At 35.7% G+C, this 20,298-nt stretch carries 13 protein-coding genes; 1 reads left to right on the forward strand and 12 read right to left on the reverse strand.

What is annotated here, in order from left to right; genetic code table 11:
* Positions 1-96: 96 nt before the first annotated feature.
* The 12 genes from drmB to EO766_RS16440 form a co-directional block, all read right to left on the reverse strand.
* Positions 97-1,989 carry an MrfA Zn-binding domain-containing protein gene (gene drmB / locus EO766_RS16385; protein ID WP_074420464.1) on the reverse strand — a complete coding sequence of 631 codons (1,893 nt, stop codon included), beginning with the start codon at positions 1,987-1,989 and terminating at the stop codon, positions 97-99.
* 5 nt (positions 1,990-1,994) lie between these two features.
* Entirely contained in the window at positions 1,995-5,609 is a 3,615-nt protein-coding gene (locus EO766_RS16390; protein ID WP_074420465.1) for a helicase-related protein, read from the reverse strand.
* Entirely contained in the window at positions 5,606-7,060 is a 1,455-nt protein-coding gene (locus EO766_RS16395; RefSeq protein WP_143439442.1) for a DISARM anti-phage system protein DrmE domain-containing protein, read from the reverse strand. Before EO766_RS16395 ends, EO766_RS16390 begins: the two co-directional genes overlap by 4 nt.
* Positions 7,061-7,074: 14 nt before the next feature.
* A complete protein-coding gene (locus tag EO766_RS16400) occupies positions 7,075-7,986 on the reverse strand; it encodes a hypothetical protein (protein ID WP_074420915.1) in 912 nt (303 codons plus the stop codon).
* Between the two features lie 525 nt (positions 7,987-8,511).
* Complete coding sequence (locus EO766_RS16405) at positions 8,512-8,736, reverse strand: hypothetical protein (RefSeq protein WP_218836929.1); 225 nt, start codon at positions 8,734-8,736, stop codon at positions 8,512-8,514.
* 143 nt (positions 8,737-8,879) lie between these two features.
* On the reverse strand, positions 8,880-9,329 hold the full coding sequence (locus tag EO766_RS16410; RefSeq protein ID WP_218836928.1) for a hypothetical protein: 450 nt from the start codon (positions 9,327-9,329) through the stop codon (positions 8,880-8,882).
* Positions 9,330-9,333: 4 nt separating this feature from the next.
* Positions 9,334-9,894, reverse strand: coding sequence for a KwaA family protein (locus EO766_RS16415; RefSeq protein WP_218836927.1), 561 nt, complete (start codon positions 9,892-9,894; stop codon positions 9,334-9,336).
* Between the two features lies 1 nt (position 9,895).
* Positions 9,896-12,748, reverse strand: coding sequence for a type I restriction endonuclease subunit R (locus EO766_RS16420; protein WP_074420914.1), 2,853 nt, complete (start codon positions 12,746-12,748; stop codon positions 9,896-9,898).
* Positions 12,748-13,347: a hypothetical protein gene (locus EO766_RS16425; RefSeq protein WP_074420913.1), complete on the reverse strand. Its 600-nt coding sequence runs from the start codon at positions 13,345-13,347 to the stop codon at positions 12,748-12,750. The genes EO766_RS16420 and EO766_RS16425 overlap by 1 nt, the downstream gene beginning before the upstream one ends.
* Entirely contained in the window at positions 13,348-14,631 is a 1,284-nt protein-coding gene (locus tag EO766_RS16430; protein WP_074420912.1) for a restriction endonuclease subunit S, read from the reverse strand.
* A gap of 2 nt (positions 14,632-14,633) precedes the next feature.
* Complete coding sequence (locus tag EO766_RS16435; RefSeq protein ID WP_074420911.1) at positions 14,634-16,205, reverse strand: type I restriction-modification system subunit M; 1,572 nt, start codon at positions 16,203-16,205, stop codon at positions 14,634-14,636.
* A gap of 604 nt (positions 16,206-16,809) precedes the next feature.
* Positions 16,810-19,266: a TonB-dependent receptor gene (locus EO766_RS16440; protein ID WP_074417627.1), complete on the reverse strand. Its 2,457-nt coding sequence runs from the start codon at positions 19,264-19,266 to the stop codon at positions 16,810-16,812.
* A gap of 88 nt (positions 19,267-19,354) precedes the next feature.
* Here EO766_RS16440 and EO766_RS16445 point away from each other — a divergent pair, with 88 nt between their 5' ends.
* Complete coding sequence (locus EO766_RS16445; protein WP_074417595.1) at positions 19,355-20,011, forward strand: metal-dependent transcriptional regulator; 657 nt, start codon at positions 19,355-19,357, stop codon at positions 20,009-20,011.
* The last annotated feature ends 287 nt before the right edge of the window (positions 20,012-20,298 follow it).

A 20,298-nucleotide genomic window follows, 5' to 3' on the forward strand; every position in this document is an offset into this window, starting at 1 on the left:
GGCCGGAATATTTTTTTCAATCAACCCACAGATCAAGTCCCATTGTTCGTTTGTGATATCCATAAATGTCGTTTCTCTTATAAACGGCAAATTCATTCAATTTATTACAAAAAACATACTTTTGAGACATGCTCTATTTATCACTAAACTTCTGTCTAAGTATAAGTTTGAAAGTTCACAAGTCGTTTCAGGTGTCAAAGTGCAGGAATGGCAAGCAGCTAAGTTAAGTTGTCCCACTCCTTGTCCTTCTGATTCAATACAAATAGGGTCAGAAGAACAGTCTGTTGCTCTGAATATAGCACTTTCAATAATTTTCCTCAAGTTGTCCAAGTCGTTGCATAAGTTTGAAAGACCACCTAAATACCCGTCTGTTCCGTCAAAAGCTGAAATTAAAAATCCGTGCATTGTGTCACTTACAAATAGTCTTTCAGAAAGTGATGATGTTGGATAGCCACAAACGTATTCTAATTCTCTCATTAGTAAATGTGAAAGAGTATGAATTAATACCTTTCTTGGAGTAAGTGTTTTAGCAATTATCTGATGAGATTTCCAATCTGCATTTTTAGCGTTATTTTTTATTTTGTCAGTTCTTTCAATAACGACTTGTTGTTTTTCCCATTGTTCTAATTTGTTTTTGTCTAAAACGAATAGAATTCCCTCACCATAGCTTTCTAACGCTGGTAATGTTTTTGAGTCAAAATTATTTTTTGATACAGATTGTCGTTGAACAGTGTATTCGTATTCGGATTGGTTTTGTAAGATTGAATCTATGTCTATTGGTTCGTTACGAGTAAATGAAGTTTGAACTGTTGTTTTTTTCAATTTGTCAATCTTTACCAATTTTGAAAAGCCATTAATTTGGTCTGTACAGTCAATTACTCTGAATTTAATTTGTTTGTTATCTGGCTGTTCTTTTTCTAGGAAGTAATCATATTCAGCTTGACGATAAACATTATCTGGAATGTATTGAATGTCTCCTGATTCTAAATATTGTTGGATTAACTCTTTGTCAATTTTCTTTTGAATACTTACTAATTGAATGATTTGTTCATTGGTAAATTGAGCACTTTCAACCATATTATCAATATCAATTCTCACTTCGGATGAAAGCGGATTTTGCATTTCAGGTATAAACAAACTACTTAATGTGTTTGCATAATAAACGCTATTACTCGTTTTGACCTTAACTGAAATACTTGGAGACATACTTATACCGCATTCTTCTTCGTGGAATTTACCGTTAAGTTGACCAAGCCAATATTTCTTGCCATCACACTTTTTTTCAAAATTGAAAATACCTTTAAGATTGGCTTTCTTTTTACAATTCTTACACTCTATCCAAATACCTGAAAGTTCAGTGTTTTCTCGACTTATTTTATAAATTAAATCTTGTTGATCACAACATTTTTTTGAATAATCTAATTGTGGCCCACTTTGTTTTTCATTTTTTTCTTCATCCTCAGTTTCTTCAACATTACTTTTATCTGATGGCAAGCGATTGTTCCAATACTCCCAAGGCAAGTCGTGAATATGTCCATTACTGCAAGTCAGAACAAATCTTATTTGTTCTAAATGATTTTCCTTGCAATCACGATTCGCACATTTAGGAGGATTAAAAAAATCTAAATTTTTGCCTGCACTTCGCCACCTATTTTTCCACTCAAAGTATGAAGCAAAGCGGTTACAATGAGTACAATAAAACCATTTTGGAAAATAATTTGCTTTAGGTCTAACCTGATGCAAAAATGAATCTCTATCTGTTGGTATTGCAACTAAATGTTTGAGATTTGGAAATCTATTTTTCAGTCGTTGTAAAAGCCTATCATCTTTAATTATGTAATGAGCTAATTTCTCATTTAAGTCTGAATAACCCCAATTATCAAATGTTTCAATGATAATTGAATTGTCTGTTGTTTCAATTATTGAACCAACTCCACCATAATTTGAAATATGCTTACTTCTACCGTGTTTAATTTTATCGTTTGGCATATATTCTAATATTGTCTGATTAATATTTCTGCACTCGGTTCTACGCTTCTCATAGATTGCATTGCAACTAATGTTTCATCATCATTTTTCTTTTCTTGCATTGGCACCATCAAAGATTCTTTAGGGTGGTTATACCAATAGTATTTCAAGTTTCTATCTGCTTCAACTTTGTATTTCCAATCTCTTAGGATAATATCTACCTTTTCCATTATTAGTTGAATATCATCTTGAGCGAACTGGTGATTCTGGAAAAGTTGTAAAAGGTTGCTTTTGAGTTCATTTTTCACTCTATCATCAATAATTGCATTAGCCGCATCATTGCTTGTGTATTGAGTGGTATGTCGGAAATAAGCTAGAATTAGCGTAAACAGCATTTTATCAAGTGCATTCTCCGCAAAAGGAGTTACACTTAATGGTTCAACTTGCTTATAAAAGGTTTTGTGAAACTGAACAAAATCCTCATAGAACGATAAATCTCTACTATTGAATGGGTCGTATAGAGTAAATACAACACCTTCATTTTTTCTTGCAACACGGCTACTAGCCTGAATATATTCGGCTGTATTTGGTGGCATTCCGTTCATTATCATCACACCTAAACGACCAACATCAAGACCAACGCTTATCATATTTGTTGCAAGCACTAAATCATATGCCTTATGGTCTTTCAAATCTCCATTAAACTGAATGTCGAGTTTATCTAAGTTCTTCTTAATTTTTTCATTGGGTATTCGGCTAGTTAATTCAATATTTCTGTATGAAAGTTTATTGTAATTGTTTGCTGAATTAAAGTCATCTATCAAATACCTAACTTGAAGCTGTTTGATTATTGGTTTTAATTCTGAATTTATCTTATTTGAAAAACGACCGATCTCCTTTAAACTTTTGAAATAAGAAAGCAAAGTCCAAAAGCTATCAGCATCAGCTTTTTCAGATGATTTTTTCCAAATTTCAAGCCTTGCAAAAAGTAAGGAAGCTAATAATTGAAGGTTAGTAATTACAGTAGTTTTACCGGTAGGTAAAACACCAATGTATTTTCTCTTGCTTTCATCAATTACTTTTGAGAAAAATGTGTCGTCCGAGTTTGTGGCATATTGGGGGAAAACTCTTGCTTCACGACCATATAACCCTAAAATTTGTTTATCAACGTTTTTTACTGTCGCAGTTGATGCAATTATTTTAGGATGGTTGCAAATTTCTAAAAGTGCATTTTCAAAAAGACCAACAAGACTCCCAAGAGTTCCATTTAACAAGTGCAACTCGTCCTGAATAATTAACTCAGGTTTTCTATTGTCACCATAGTTAAAAAGGGTAGTAGCTTCACCTCTCCAAGCGATTGCAGCAAACTTGTCTACTGTTGCAAATAAAATAGTTGGTGGTTTTGAATAAATATCATCATCAATCAATACTATTGGTAACCCACCATTTTGTTCAGAATAATGACAGGCTTCATTTAAACAATGGCTTTTTAAATGCCTATCAATTCTATGCCCAATTTGATATGCTGCATCATTTCCCGAAAGCTTTGAAATTATTTTAGTGTTGCACCATTGACAATTTGATAGTTGAAATGGATTTATCACAAAAGTGTTTCCTTGGTTTAACTTCTGTTGAGTTGATTGTAATTTTCTTTGTGCATCTGCTATACTGTTTGGAATTGTTTGTTTACCTACCCAAAAACCAATAGTGATTTTTTTATCTCCTAAATCTTTATGATTACTGCGAATAAACTCGCAAGCCAATATCATTTTAGAAGCTCTTTCAAATTGTTGAGCGGATAGAAGCCTCAAAGTATAGCGAATAATAATATTTACACCATCATAGCTTGTCGGATATTCTAATCTTCTCCAAAAAATTAAAAATGCTGAAACTGCTAAATATGCTTCTGTTTTACCACCACCCGTTGGGAAATAAAGCAAATCAATTAATTCCTTTTCAGTACTATTCTCATCAACAAATGATGCTAAACATTGAAGAATAAATGCTAACTGAAATGGCCGCCATTCAGGTTCTTTGATTTCTCCTTTGCTATTTTTTGGAAATTGTAAAACTCCATACTCTTCAAATTTGTGTTGTAAAACATCATTTCTTTCCCATACTTCAAAACCTTCCTTTTTGGTGCCGAAATGTTGAGCAGTTTGGAACATCTGCAAATAAATTGCTGTGTTCGCTAATTGAAATGCTCTTAAAGCCTTTTCATTCTTTTCGAGTTTGTTAATACCATTGCTAATTCTACTAAGAATTAATTCGCATTTAGATATATTTTTTTGACCAAGCTCATTTCCATTTGCTGCTTGACTTTCATTATTAATCCAATTTCTATAGGCATCTGCAACTTTTTTAAGGTTTTCGATTATCCCATTTTTATCTGAATTATAAATAGAAAGATTTTTGATGTTAAGAATCTCACCCTTTATTTTATCCGTTTCTGAACTTTGGCTTTTTACATCATAATCAGGTAAAAAAGTCGATTGAATCCATTGGGGGGTGTTTGGTGATTGAGCGTTTTCCCAAGTGCAAGCAGTATTATGTCCAATACCAAAAGCAAGTTTTTCACGGTATAGATAGTCTAACATTCTATCCTCATCCGTTTTGTATAAATGTGATTTATAGTCTCTAAAAGGTAAAAGCTTTTCAGTCTCAATTTTTATCTCTGTTTGAAAACAACTTACTTGATTGACTTTTTCTTTAGAAAGTGAAAATTTGTCTTTAGGGATTTTTACTCTGTTTTCAATTACAGCTTTGATGTAGTATTTGTCAGGGTAATTTGAATAAAGTTTCAGATGAAATACAAGGTTTTCCTTTAGCTCCTTGTGCCAATTATCAGAAATACAGTTTGGTAGTTCCGATAATTTTAATTCGATGTGTTGATTTTCGGCTGAAAGAATGTCGGCAATTTTTGTTTCAAATTCAATGCTGTTATCGTTACGTTTGTATTTGTCTTTGAAAAATAGTTTTGAAATGATTTTATATAAGGCGTGGTCGTAAGAAGTAGCTTTGCCTAACGATTTTAAGCCTTCTTGAAATGCCTGATATTCTGCGGTTAGTTTTCCGTCTTTGGTTCGCTGTACTTTTTTGCTTTGAGAAATCAATTTCGTTTCTTCATCATAGTGTACAATGCTATTCAAACCGTGTTCGCTCAGCAAATTAACACCTTCGCCATTGTAGGAGATTTTAATTTCTGCAAAATCTGCTTTCTTGTAATTTCCAAATCTTATAGTTGATTTAAACTTTTGACAAGACTTATCTACTGCGAAAGTTATCCCAAAATGTGAAGGAAAAAATGTATTCGCACTGTATTTTGGTTGAGTATCTGTCTTCTCGACTTCATCATCTTCTTCAAATATCTCTGTTTCCTTTTTTTCTTCATCAGGAAATTCAAGTTTCAGCTCTGTTAAATCGTCTTCATCCTCTTCTTTCATTTCCTCTTGCCCATTGTCACTACCATTTGTTTGAAGTTGCTTTGGAAAAAGTATCCCTGTGAAATATCTCTGTAATGGTTTTCCTTCTATTATCTCGTTTGCAAAATCATCATTGCAAACAAAAATATCAGAACCTGGACCTAATAGTTCTTTTTTAACCCTCTCTATAATTATATTTCGATTTTCTTTTACGCTCATAATTCAAATAGTTGTAATGTTTTTTCATCTAAAGTTTCAATACTGTCATTAAAGACTTCTTTACTTAAAACCGTATGTAAAGGCATAAACTCCTCTACGAATGCTCTCAAAGTGGATTCATTAAAATTTCGTTTTTGCAAAATCTCTCCAATTTTATTTTCTCTTAAAAATAATCTTAGCTCTTGTTTTAATCCTCTACCAAGAACAATCATTGTGCTATTGTATGTTGTTTTAGATTTTAAAATTGGCTTAATCAAAGTGTCAATTTCAATATCAGTTTTATCGGAGAAGTATTGTTTAAAAATTGCACGAAGGTCATTTTTATACATTGGAAACTTTCTAAATCCTTTTCCATATGTTGCAAGTGTATTTGGCAAAATTCTTAACCCCTTTTCTTTTAATTTTTTGTATAATATTTCGTCTCCGAATTTATTTCTAAGTTCATTTATTAGCTGTTTCCAATAAACTGAATGCTCTTCAACTTTGCCAAAAATATCGGGTTCAGTTTCAACTGCAACTTGATACAAATTTTCTGCAAGCTGCTCTTTCGGGTAAACTCTAATTTTATCTCCGATTTTAATTTTATAAGTTTTATTTAGTTCGCCTCGCTCAGTAAAAATGGTGTCGTTACTTTCAAGATACAAGTGAGATATATTTGTTCCAACCTTATAAATCAACTTTTCTTCACTATCATTTAGTAATACATCACATTCATTTTTATATCCTTCATAAGCTCTGTTCCCAAAATCGTCTAGTCTTGAAACTATGCCATTTATAGTCGAACTAATATCAACTGAGTAATTTCTTGATTCTTGATACTCGATTCCACATATTGAAAGCCTATCTTTAGATTTTATTTCTTCTTCAATTAGTTTTTTTCTATTGTCAAGATATTTATAGTAAAGATTTTTTTCTTGCTTATAAACAACTAAAACAACATCAGAATTTAGATTGTACAGTAAATCGAAATCTTTTTGCCCATTGAAACTATGAAATACCAATGTTTTATTTTCTATGGCTATTCTTTTTAAAGCAGAAAAGGGGTGGATTTCTACTTTTCGATTTCGAACGTTTTTTATTGCAAAGTCAATATCGTTGTTGTCGAAAAAGGCAATAGTTTTTTTGTCTGATTGATTTAAGAACTTTATAAGCGTTTCCTGTTTTGGTAAGGTTTTTTTGAGATACTCCAAGAGCCTAAACAACTCATCCTTTGGATTATTATCCGCTAAATATTCTATGGTATAGCCACCATAATTTTCTAAGCCGTGTTCTAATTCTTTATTGATCTTTAATCTTTCAATTAGATTTTCAATTGTGTCTGGTTGGATTGCATTAATTGCTATTCTTAAAATATTTCCATAAGACTTGAGTTCAATTCCAAACTCAGTATTTACAATGGAGATTTTATTATCGAGGTTCTTTATAGAGTTCTCAATTTCCAGACTTGGCATGTTCTTAAATCTTATCATAACGCATTTACTAATTCAACTTCTTCTTTGAACCAATTCCAACAAGGAATTGAGTTGTTTTTCTGTGGAGTTAAGCTGTTTGATAAAATTATTAAATTGAATCCGAACCGTTGTTTGTCAAGTAGCATTTGTTCGATACTCGTAGCTTCTGTATCAAAAACAATAACTGATTTTAATCGTTTATTTTGAAGTAAAATGTTTTGATAACAAACTTCATACTTTGGAGTGAAATAAACTAAACAATCTGTTAATGCAGGAATTGACTTTGTCTCACTTAGATGATTCTCTTCCCTAGGATTTGGTAGATAAATTGAGGGTATTTTACTCTTTACATTTAAACTGTCCCATAAAGGTTTTTTTGAAATAAATACAGTTTTTCTGTCAAAATTCAACCTTGGGAACTCACACTTTTCCTTATTTAGGTTTTCAAAAAAGTCAAAGTAATTTTTTATAGTTCTTTCACTAATTCCTGTACCTTCTTTTAATTTTACATAGTTTTTTGTTAGCCTTTCATAGGTAATTCCTGATAAGGTTGCAGGGGAAATATCCGTTTTTCTTTTTCTTAATATTTGTCTGATAGTGTAGTCGTTATTTTCAACTTTGGTAATCTCATAATATTGGTTGTCTTTTATTCTTTTCAACTTGTCACCGATAGCAAAATTGTCAGGAAGGTCGTAGTGGTTTTTATAGATGTCATTTGCCAACTCAATATATAAGTGTTTTGCTATTTCAAATAAGGAGTCTTTTGCGTTTTGGAAATTTATGTGAAGCGGTTTGTTGTCGTAGTAATGTTTAAGAATAACTTTTACTGTCAGAGCTACAACATTATTAGAAAAATCATTTTCAAGATGTTGAACATCCTTGAAATTTTCTATAAGTTTCTGATAATATGTCTCGTTCAATATCATTTTCTGTCGAGTTTAGTCAGCGGTTGGAGCAAAAGCAAATGTGCTGCATTGGTTTGGCTTTGTGGGTGGGGTTGCAGCTCTTTTGATTTTGCTGAAGCGTTGGCATCTTATCTATCTTTTTCTGTTCGTTTATTGTTGGTCGTGTCGTCTTTTAGGGTGAGTGCTAACGTTCGAGGCTTGCCGCAGGGCTGGTATTTTATAGCTGTCCGCCTGGCAACTGAAGCCGATTGAAATACTAAAGTTGAAGTTAACAACTAAAAGCCAAATAGAATTCGGTCAAGCCCGATATTAGATGATAGTAGTACAACAGCCGATTGTTATTACGTCCGCCAGACTTGCGGCAAACCTTTTGTTGTATGTTCGCCCTTTGTCTTGTCACTTCAAATTTTTAGTCTGTGTCTACCGTGGCAGGGTGTGTCCCGGAAGCGTGGGAACAAGGCAGGCTCTTTTGCAAGGTTGGCTTTTGTGGGTTGGCTTTGTGTGCCTTGCAAATGTGCCTGACTTGGTGCGTCGGCTAAATCATTTCTAGACTGGAATTATTGAATTAGCTAGTCTCTTTTCATTACCTACTCTTGTCGTGTAGTAACGCTGTTCAATTCCGTAAAGCAGTTTTTTCAAGTCCTCCTCATTTGATATTGAAAAGTTCTCGTCATTCTCGTCAAAATCTAAGTCTGCACAGTATTCTCGTATGTAACTGAAAATTTGCTTTTTCTCTTTTGGCTTAAATTTCTTCAAAGTCTCTTGAGCCATTGCAATACGTTTTCTGTTCGCTTTTTTTACACTGTCTGCCGTAAAACTCTCCTCCAGATTGATAAAGTCATTTTGTAAAAACTCCTCTGTTTCTTCCTGAGTCGCTTCTTTGTAGAGTTCGTAAATGCCTTTGAAAATTGTCGTTATGGCCGGCGTCGTTTGAAATACAAAGTGTCATCATCTTTTACATAAATCGCATCAGGAACTTGATTAATTACAATTATTGGGGAGTCCACCAAGTCGGGTTGGTCGGAAATTGAAAAATACTTTTTGCGGATTATTTGGCTGGATGAAAGTTTTTGAAAACAGTAAACACCTGTTTGATAAGCAACCAAATATTCCACATTGGTATATTCTGCTCTTGCTAATTGGTTGTAATCAGTTGAAATAAATCTTGTCGTTAAAAACTCAATGCAATATTCCTTTTCTAAAAATTCGGTAACCGCAAACCATTCATCATCTTCCAATTTGTAATCGGAGTTATATTCTACGGCATTAATCAGGTCGTCAGGCATATCAAAAATTTGCCTGTTAGAAATTACTTTGAAAAAGTTTCCATTTCTGCCTTTCGTTTTTGCTAAAAGATGATTCATATTGTTACTTGTCTTTATCTATGAATGTAAAATCATTGATGCGTTTCAAATTTGGAAAACTCAATCCACTTGGGTGCTTTAAATTTCTTTTTGAAATCACAAATATTTTGATGTTTGTTTCAGTTGTCAGGTAATAGAAATGATAGCCGAATACCAAAAACAAGGGATTGAAATAAAGTGTTTGAGATAAGAATGTAAATAGAAACAGAATCGCAAAAACAAAAATTAATGTGTCGCAATGCGGAACACTTAACGCAACAAAGAAATAACCCAAATAGCTTGGTAAATAGGCGTTGTTGGCTTGCTCAATTTCTCTTATTGCCGATTTCCCATTTTCGGCTTCAATGTTATCATCAGCCAATTTGTTTGATAACAATAAACTCAAAAACGTTAATAGAACGGGAACGGCAAAATACAGAACATAAGAAAGCCAATGTGGCAATCCTGCCAAGTAATAAGACCAGCCATTTATAACTTTCTGCTCCTTTACTAAATACACCACTAAAATCAATGATGTTGCATTGAAGGTCAGAAACAAGCGGAACAAAAGGGTTACTATATTCATATCAATTCGTCATTCCATTTATAAAAGTTTCTACAAAGCCCAGGATTTTACTCAAAATTCTATCGCCTGTTTTCTTGCGTTCTAAAACCGAAGGTTTTTCGCCCTCCAACAATTCTAAAATTTCATCTCTCAATGGTTCTCTTTCTGCATACAAGTAATCTTCAATCAGGGTTTGGGTTTTGTCGGGTGATAGGTTTTCTTCTTTCACCAATTTATTGAAAGCGTTTTGTTGTTCTTCATTCCAAAACTTGTCAAATGCTTCTGGAATGTCGTCTTCGTCTTCCAGCACAGGCAAATTCTCCTGAATGAATTTCTCTATCAATTCCCGCTTGCTTCTTAAATGTGCTTCTGTGTTCAACAAATTGAAGATTTCCTTTTCGGCTTGCGATACATCTTTCTGCACTTTCGATTTCAGTTTTATGAGCAACTGAATGATGTAAGCAACATTGATTTCGTCACGGTGTATGAGTTCCAGTTCAAAGTCGACATCTTCCAAAATGGAAACTTTCTCTTTTTGATGATCGCTTTTTACTTTGTCGTATAGGTCAAGGTATTTGCTTTTATAATCTTCAAACAACTGTTCATTCATTGCGAAATCTTCCCATTTGAAGTCGGCAAAGGCAGCCAAAATGTTTTTTATCCTTATCAGTTCACGAAATGCTTTGATAAATTCCAGTTCGTCATTTTCGGTTTGCAGCTCGTTTACGCTGTTTACAGTTGGTGTAATTTTCAGCAAGGCAATAAAGGCTTCATTGAATTTCTTTACATAATCCTCATAAGGTTTCATGATGATAACCTCAATCGCTTCTTTGTTGCTGAACAACGTAATGGCTTCGTCAGTAGCGTTTTTTAGGTTACGGAAAACAATGATGTTGCCTTGTGATTTCTGTTCGTTTAAAATTCGGTTGGTTCTCGAATACGCTTGTATTAAACCGTGATAACGCAAATTCTTGTCCACATACAAGGTGTTTAACGTTGGGCTGTCAAAACCTGTAAGGAACATATTTACCACCAACAAAATATCAATCTTTCGTTCTTTTACTTTCTTGGAAATGTCGTTATAGTAGTTGTAAAAACTCTCGCTGTCTTTGGTGGAGAATTTCGTTTCAAACATTTGGTTGTAATTCCCGATAAATTCATCCAGCTTTTCACGACTGTGTACAGCCAATCCATAAAGTGCTTTTGGCTCTTCAACAACCGATAATTCTTCGGGCAAAAATCCATTGGCATCTGCATCATCTTCATTGCTGGCATAGCTGAAAATAGTGGCAATTCTTAGGTTGTGTTTGCCTTCTTCTTTTTTGCGTTGGAATATGTCGTAATACTTTATCAGCGTTTCCACACTGCTCACACAAAACATGGCGGTAAAATCCCGATTGTGGGTTTTGCGGTTGTGATGTGCCAAAATGTAATCGGCAATTTTTTCCAATCTCACAGGCGATTCCATCAACTCTTTTTTGTCAATGTCTTCTACCTCAATATCAATTTCGGTGGCGGTTTCCTTGCGTTTGTATCTGCCCACATATTCCACTGAAAACTTCAAGACGTTTTCGTCTTTAATGGCATCTGTAATTACATATTTATGCAGACTGTCGGCAAACAGTTCTTTGGTGGTTCGTTTGCCCAATTCATTCTTCACGGCATTATCGGCAAAAATGGGTGTGCCTGTAAATCCGAACATCTGAATGTTGTTGAAGAATGATTTGATACGGCTATGCGTTTCGCCAAACTGTGAACGGTGGCACTCGTCAAAAATGAAAACGATTTTTTCGTCTTTCAGCTTTTCCATTTTGCCTAAATACTGCTTTTTGCTGATGGCAGTATTGAGTTTTTGAATAGTAGTAACAATCAGTTTGGTATCGTCTGAAAACTGCTTTACCAATTGATTGGTGTTGTCTGTGCCGTCAATGCAACCTTTGCTAAAGCTGTTGAATTCTTTGTTGGTTTGGTAATCCAAATCTTTCCTGTCCACCACAAATACCACTTTTTTTACCTGTGGCAGATTCATTAAAATCTGACTGGCTTTGAAACTGGTTAGTGTTTTGCCCGAACCTGTGGTGTGCCAGATATAACCGTTTTTGTTAGTGTTCTTTACACGGTCAATCAATGCCTCAACGGCATAAAACTGATAGGGGCGAAGCACCATCAAAATCTTGTTGGTTTCGTTCAGCACAATGTATTTGCATATCATTTTGCTGATGTGGCACGGCTCTAAAAATTCAGAAGTAAAACCGTTTACAATGTTGGTCAGGCGTTTGTTTTCCTTGTCTGTCCAGTAGAAAGTTTGTTTGAATGACTGATGCCTGTTGTTGGCGTAATACTTTGTATTTACTCCGTTGCTGATAATGAAAATCTGAACGTATTGATACAAGGCAGAATTTGCCCCGAATGAATGTCGTTGGTAGCGGTTAATTTGGTTAAAGGCTTCTTTCAGTTCAAGTCCTCTGCGTTTCAGTTCTATTTGCACTAATGGCAAACCGTTGATAAGCAATGTAACATCATAACGGTTTTTGTATTTGCCTTCCATTGTAACCTGATGCGTAACCTGAAATTGGTTTTGGCACCAGTGTTCTACATTCACAAATTCAAAATACAGGTTGTCGCCATTATCTCTTACAATGTGCTGTTTTTGACGAAGCGTTTTAGCTTTTTCAAATACCGAACCTTTGCTCAAAATATTCAGCACCCGTTCAAATTCTTTGGGACTGAATTGTATGTTGTTGTGTTTTTCTAATTGCGTTTTCAGATTGGCAATCAGTTCTTTTTCGTCTTTGATATACACCAAACCATAACCCAACTTTTGAAGCTGTGCAACTAATTGTTCTTCTAATATTTGTTCGGGTTGTTTAGCCATTATTTATTAAATCTCTGCTTAAATTCATTTTGATAATAGGATGCCCTTTTCTCATCTCCAGAAAGCATGTCAAAAATTAATTGATTGAACATTTGAGAAGAAGTCATTATATCTTCTTCTTTAACCTCTGTTGGTGCATCAAAATCAGGATTTGTTGGGATTTCAATATTCATTATCCACCACTTTTCAATTTTTACTCTTAATGCAATCAGTTGGGCAAACTTTTCAGGAAGTTCTTTCGGAAGCCCCTCAAATAGCAAGGTCATCAATTCATGGGATAATTTATTTCTGTATTGTCGAAGTTCGTCATAGGTCTCAATATCATTTTCGGCAATCGCATCTAAATCTTTTAGCCACAGTAGGGTTGCTTTTAGTATGCTTTTGTCAAGTGCTTTTACTTTTGTGTTGTAATCCTCAGAAAAAGTAAATTCTCCATCTGAAAAACCATTATTGAAGAAAAACTTTACTTCATCAACAACGTAGTCCTTGAAAGCTTCAAATGAAGCAATGAAAAGAGAAGAAAACATCAAGTTCCCTTTTAGGTTTTCAGGGTCAAGGAATTTTAACCACTTATCTATGTTTTCTGGATTATCCTTCATTTAACAATTCATATTTTGAAGCAAACCCTTTTTCCATTCCTGGGTTTGCTGTAATTGATTTTTGGTTCGGTTTATTTTATCGTCTATTGAAATCAGAAAGCTCACAATTTTAGTTTGTTCTTTCTTTACGGGAAGATAAATATCAATTGCAGATAATTTCTTAGATGACAAACCGAGCACCTTTGTTCCTTGGGCAATTTTTCGTATTTGCATTTGAACATATTCTACACCCATTAAATAACCGCCAAATCCTATCTCGACTTTATTTTTATCAGGTCTTGCAAGAATTGTATGTAAACCAGCCAAAATAAGTTGATTGTCGGTTTCAATAATCTCAATCGCCTTACCAATATCAGAATAATCTTCTGAAGCGTCTGCAATAACTAAATCACCTACTTGACAATAGTTTTCTGCCGTAATTCTATCGATTTTGAAAGTTGAATTTATAAAGGGCACTCTTTCTTGTCTGATATTGAAAAGTGTTTTGAATTGTGTATGAATGTCACCGTAATGAATGTTTTTTACTTTACCGTGTTCATAGTTCAAAAAATCTCTCGAAAGTGAATTGGTTGTTTTGAAGCAATACAAATCTCCAAATTGTAGTTTCTCCCATTTCGGAAACTCTTTTCCATTTTCATCTTTAAACCTCAACTCCTGCGAAAAGAGTTTTTGCATTACGCCTTTTTTGTATTGCTCCAGCAGGGTTTTCTTTTGTTTAAGTTCGGCAATTTTCTTGTCCACTACCGTAAAGAAAGCAGCAATGCGTTTTTGTTCGGGAATGCTTGGAGCAAAAATTCTGTCGTGCAATACATAAGCGTTGTTAATCTTCATATCGTTCTTTGCACCTTTCTTTACCAAGGGTCGCAAATAGCGGTTGGTATTGGCATCTAACGAGAAGTAATAGTCTATCCAAGGTCCGAAACAGGTTTTGTTGTTCACTTTGTAAACAGCATACAAAGTAGAAACAATGCCTGCTTTGCCTTTATTGAGTTTGATAATGCCAAAGGGATTTGCCTTTAAAGGGCTTTTGGTGTAAACAATATCACCAGTTTCCACCACATGGTAATTGTGAACGGATGCACCTGCATAGCTTCTGCCCAAATGTTCAATTTGGTTTACAATGCCCAATTCACCCGAAACAGAAAGCACTTCGTCTTTTCCGTATTTCAAATCCTCGTTCCGCTTTTTTGCTTCGCTTAATAATTCACTCAGTTTGGTATGTTGCCAGTCGTCTTTAAACTCCGGAAACCTGATGTTCGGCTTTTTTCCTTTCAGTTTTTCCATGGTTAAAACGGTGTGTCAATTTTTAATTCTTTACAAAAAGCCATGAGTTCGGCATCTGTATTTTTCATTTCCTTTTCCAAACTTTTCAATTGCTTGGAAACTGCTGCAATGTCAATCTTTTCTTCTTCCTCAAAAGTGTTTACATAGCGTGGAATATTCAGATTGTATTCATTTTCGGCAATAAATTCAAGCGTTGCCAAACTGCTGTATTTCGGAACTTCCTTGCGGTTGCGATACGTGTCAATAATGCGGTCAATGTCCTCTTGTCGCAAAGTGTTTTGAGTTCCTCTTTCAAAGTGTTCTGCTGCATTCATGAACAACACATCTTCAGGGTTTTCTCTGCACTTCTTGAAAACCATGATACAAGTTGGAATTGGTGTTCCGTAAAACAAGTTGGCTGGCAAGCCAATCACGGCATCCAAATAGTTTTTGTCTTCAATCAAATACCTGCGTATGTGTTGCTCTGCACCACTGCGAAACAAAGCTCCATGCGGTAACACAATTGCCATAATTCCATTTTCAGCCAAATGGTAAATCATGTGTTGCACAAAAGCAAAGTCGGCTTTACTGCTCGGTGCCAACTTTCCGTATTGGCTAAAGCGGTCGTCACTTGTAAACAAAGGGTTGGCACTCCATTGAGCCGAAAATGGCGGATTAGCAACAATAGCTTCAAAGGTTTTGTCAATATGTTGCGGATGTTCTAAGGTGTCCTCTTGCTTAATGTCGAATTTGCGATAATGCACTCCATGCAAAATCATGTTCATTCGTGCAAGGTTGTAAGTGGTTCGGTTGAGTTCCTGTCCGTAAAAGTTGCTTACGTCTTTCACTTCCTTAGCCACACGAAGCAACAAAGAACCCGAACCACAAGTCGGGTCATAAACCGATTTTAGTTTTTGCTTGCCTGTGGTTACAATTTTTGCAAGCACCATACTTACTTCCTGTGGCGTGTAAAACTCACCTGCCTTTTTTCCTGCACCACTGGCAAACTGTGCAATCAGGTATTCATAAGCATCACCCAACACGTCCAATTCGGTTTGCTCCAATTTGAAATCAATCTTGTCAAGGTGCGATAGCACCTTTGCAATAATTGCATTTCTTGCTTCGGGAGTTTTGCCAAGTTTGGTGCTGTTCAAATCCATGTCCTCAAACAAATGGTCAAAATCTTCTTCCGATTCTGTTCCCATTGTGCTTTGCTGAATATTGGTCAGGATTTTTTGCAGGTCTTCCAATATAAAATTGCTCTCATCTTCTTCTTTGTCGCTGTTGCCACGTTTAGCTACTTCGCTGAACAATTCAGAAGGTTTTAGGAAATAACCCAATTTCTCCAACGATTCTTCACGGATGGCTTGAATGTATTCTTTGCCTTGTTTGGTGTTTTCTTTAATGTCTTTGTATTTGATTTTGTCGGCTTTCAGTATGCTGTTGGCATACATGTCCATTCTTTCAGATAGATATTTATAGAAAATGAAACCCAAAATATAATCTCGGAACTCGTCCGCATTCATCTTGCCTCTCAGGGTGTTGGCAATGTTCCAAAGTTGTTGTTCAAGTATCTTTTTTTGGTCTTCTGACATTTATAAAATTCTTTATTTTTTGTGGTCGCTAAGTTAAGTTTTTAAAGCCTCTTTGCTGCAATTGTGGGTCGCAAACTATTAACTGTCCGCCAGTTGGGTGGTGGGTGGGTTTAGGTGTTCAGTAGAGATATATTGCTGAAGTGTTGAACTAATGATGATAGATATTCGTCAGCCGGGGTGGGTGGGCTGTGCGTAGGCATTTTTAGCTCTTGGCAAGGTTGGCATTGTGTCTGGGTTTTGTGAGCCTTGCCAAGTGCTAAAAATTGCATGGGGTAGCTTGGCAAAGTCATGTTAGTTTGAATTTAAGTAGGATGCTCGTTTAGGGTGACATACAACGGTTCGGGTATTGCCGCAGTGGGGGATTTTGAAAACCGTCAGCCCAAATTTAGCACTAAAGTTTAATAGTAGCACAACTGTTCAATTACTTTCGTCAGCCCCCATTGCGGCAATACCATGTTAGCGGTTGTTCTTCTTCTCGTTATAGAGGTCTGTCGTGTCAAGTCAGCAGTGTCCCTGTGCGGTTGCTTGCAAGCTCTTTTGCATTTTTTGTTTGGCTTTGTGCTGTTGGTAAAAATGCAAATGTGCTTGCAAAAGCGTTGGCTTCTCAGAAAGGTAAAATTATCTTCAAACAAATATTCCGTCCCATATTATACATTCCCAAATGTCCGTTTGGAGATTGACTGTAATACTCAAAATATTTTAGCCGGCTAAGATTTGATTGATATGCTTTGTCAAGCAAGTTGTTCACTTGAAATTGTAATTGTAATGTTTGTGTCTTAGAATATTTTATCTCTGCCGAAATTCCGCAGTTGAATAAAGCATAAGCTGGCGTTGGTGTTTCAGTGTTGTTCAATCCTAAATATCTGTTTTGCGTTGCTGAAAATTCCAATTCTATTTTCGGAGTTAGTGAAGCTAAACATTTTGTGTTAGGCTGAAATTTATTTGAAACACTGCTCAACCATTTCAATGGTGGAATGAGCGGCAAATATTCTCCGCTTATGCCTTCGTTTTTGTAAATAGTTTTTCTGTTGAAGCCATAAACAACCGCTAAGCTATTGTCAAAACTAAAGCCACTCCATTTTTCAGGATGAATTGAGAACCATACTTCTGCTCCGTAGAGTTGTGCCGATGCCTGCTGATACTGATAAGTTTTGTTGCCTTGTGCATCGGTAATCGGATTTCCGTTTGCATCAACAAGCATAGTGAGATAAATGTAGTTCTGAATATTGTTGTTGAATACACTTACATCTGCCGAAACATTTTTAAATCTTGCACTTGCTCCAATATCTTCCTGCAATGAAAATTCAGGATTAAAATTTCTGTTGCCTAAATAAATGATGTGTGCTCCGGGGTCAAGTCCGTTACTTCCCATTTCGGTAATGTTAGGTGCTCTGTAACCCCTGCCTACATTGGCTTTGATACTGATTTGTTTTGTTGCCTGATATGTCAATCCCAAACTTGCCGACATTCCCTGAAAAGTTTTTTTGTATGCAGGAAATTGTAAAACAGCATTGCTTGTATCAGATATGGTATGTTCATCAAAACCAGTTGCCGCATTTGTTTTTACATAAAAATCATTCCATTGCACTTGTCGCACATCGTAACGGATACCACCGCTTACACTCCATTTGTTGTATTTCCATTTTGCATACACATACATTCCACCATCATACAAATTATAGTCGGGAATAGGAAAATCGGTTGCGTTCAGGCTCTTATTATTTTGAAACATTCCGTTGATGCCAATGCTTGTTTCAATGTTTGCAAACTTGGGAGCGTTGTAACGCAATCCGTAATTTAAAGTATTCAACCGCACATACATTCCTGCCTGTTCGGGCATTGTCGGGTGATTATATTCTCTACGAATGTTTTGCTGCAATGCAAAAAGAAAATCAATATCGCCATTTCCGATTTGATAAAAATTATGCGTATAAATTCTGTAATGCTGAATGTGTTGGTGCAATGGCGAAAGCTGATAAGAATTTAATTCAGCATCCGAAACAACAGGACGAGTTTTTATATCGTCATTGCTGCCTTCATAAATTTGTTTGGTAAATTTTCTTGTAAGCGAATCACGGCTACCGTCAGGAATGCCTTGCAGATTGTCATATAGTGTAACATTGAAATGCGAAAAACCCTTGTTGCTCTTATAGCCGATAAGTGCTGATAAATTTTTTTCATCAAAATTGCTATTGTAAATTCTGCCGTCAATGGCGTTGCGATAATTTTTCGCAATACGATATGAGCCACGAACAGCAAACAAAAAATGTTCATTATTGTAATCAAGCCGCAAGCCATTCCCGATTAAATTATTGTTTGTTTGATATTCACTTGTAAATTTTCCGTGTGGTTGTCCATCGTTGTTATTTGGAATAAAAGGAAACAAACTCACAACACCAGCTAAAGCATCCGAGCCATACATCAAACTGGCGGGACCTTTAATTACTTCTGCTTTGTCAATATTGTAAGCATCCACTTCAATGCCGTGTTCGTCTCCCCACTGCTGACCTTCCTGCCTGATGCCGTCATACAAAGTCAGCACCCGATTATAGCCAAGCCCACGAATAAACGGTTTTGAAATATTTGGTCCCGTTTTCACTGCATTCAGTCCAGGGGCGTTTTTTACCAACACATCAATAATGTTGCTTTCGTTTGTTTGCTCAATTGCTTTTGGCGAAATGCTCATAATGGAAATCGGGTTTTCGCGGATGAGCGTTGCTCTTGAAACACCAGTTACTACTACTTCGTTGAGTGTAGAAGTATTTGCCGTTAAAGTAACATTGAGCAAAATATTTTCTCCGCTTTTTATTGTAATCTGTTTTTCAAAATCATTGAAGCCAATACTTGAAGCTCTGAGCAAATAATTTCCTTCTGGAATATTTTTGATGATATAGATACCTGAACTGTCTGTTGTGGCACCAAATCCCGTTCCTGTTATGCCTACGCTTGCAAATGCCAACGGTTTTCCATCCGATACGATTTTTCCTGTAATGCTTGCCGTTTGAGCATTTGCAGCATACGCCAAAGCTATAGATGCCATTAACGATAAAATAAGTTTCATTCCCACCATAAATTAGTTATGGCAGCAAAAATATAAAGTTAGATTAACCTAACAAAATGATTTTGAGAAATCTTTTTATCTTTGTCAAATGTTATCCCAAACAGAAGAGAACTATCTCAAAGCATTGTTTCATATTACTTCGGAAAGTTCCGATAAATCTGAAGCAGGAACAAACGAACTGGCGGCAATGCTGAATGTAAAGCCAGCCACGGCTAATGATATGCTTAAAAAGCTGAAAGAGAAGAAACTCATTAACTATGAGAAATATGGGAAAATTTCATTGACTGCTTCGGGGAAAAAACAAGCTATTGAAATCGTCCGAAAGCATCGTCTTTGGGAAACTTTTTTGTATGAAAAATTTGAGTTTACTTGGGATGAAGTTCACGAAGTTGCTGAACAGTTAGAACATATTCATTCGCCCAAACTGATTGAAAAACTTGACAAGTTTTTGGATTACCCTGAATTTGACCCGCACGGAGATGCTATCCCAAATGCAAAAGGCGAGTTGAAGTTTCAAGTCCGTAAAAATTTGTCGCAAGTAGCCGTCGGCAAAACCTGTAAACTCATTGCTGTCAAAGATAACACGGCTTCGTTTCTGCAATATGTTGTCAAGGTCGGATTGGGATTAAGCAGCAAGATAAAAGTAGTCAGTCGTCAGGAATTTGACGGAACAATGGAAATAGAAGTCAACGGAAAAAAGTCAAGTGTCAGTCAAAAGTTTGCTGAAAATCTGTATGTCATTTGAGTAACGCTGTCTGTGCGTTGGGCAAAATAAAATGTGCTGCAATTTGTGTCGGCTTGCGGGTGGCATTGCAGCTCTTTTTATTTTGCGAAGCGTTGGCGTTTGTCTTTCCAGTTTTGTAACTTTCGCTTGATGTCTGCACTGTCGCCATAGAATTACCGCTAACGGTAGGTATTGCCGAAGGCGGGGCAATAGCACCCGTCAAGCTGGCTGCCGAAGTTGATTAAAAAAATAAAAGTACAGAAAATGATAAACATCTTAATTGAAATACGTCAGCCGGATATGTGGCT

Source organism: Hydrotalea sp. AMD (genome assembly GCF_004100315.1).
Classification (GTDB): domain Bacteria; phylum Bacteroidota; class Bacteroidia; order Chitinophagales; family Chitinophagaceae; genus Hydrotalea; species Hydrotalea flava.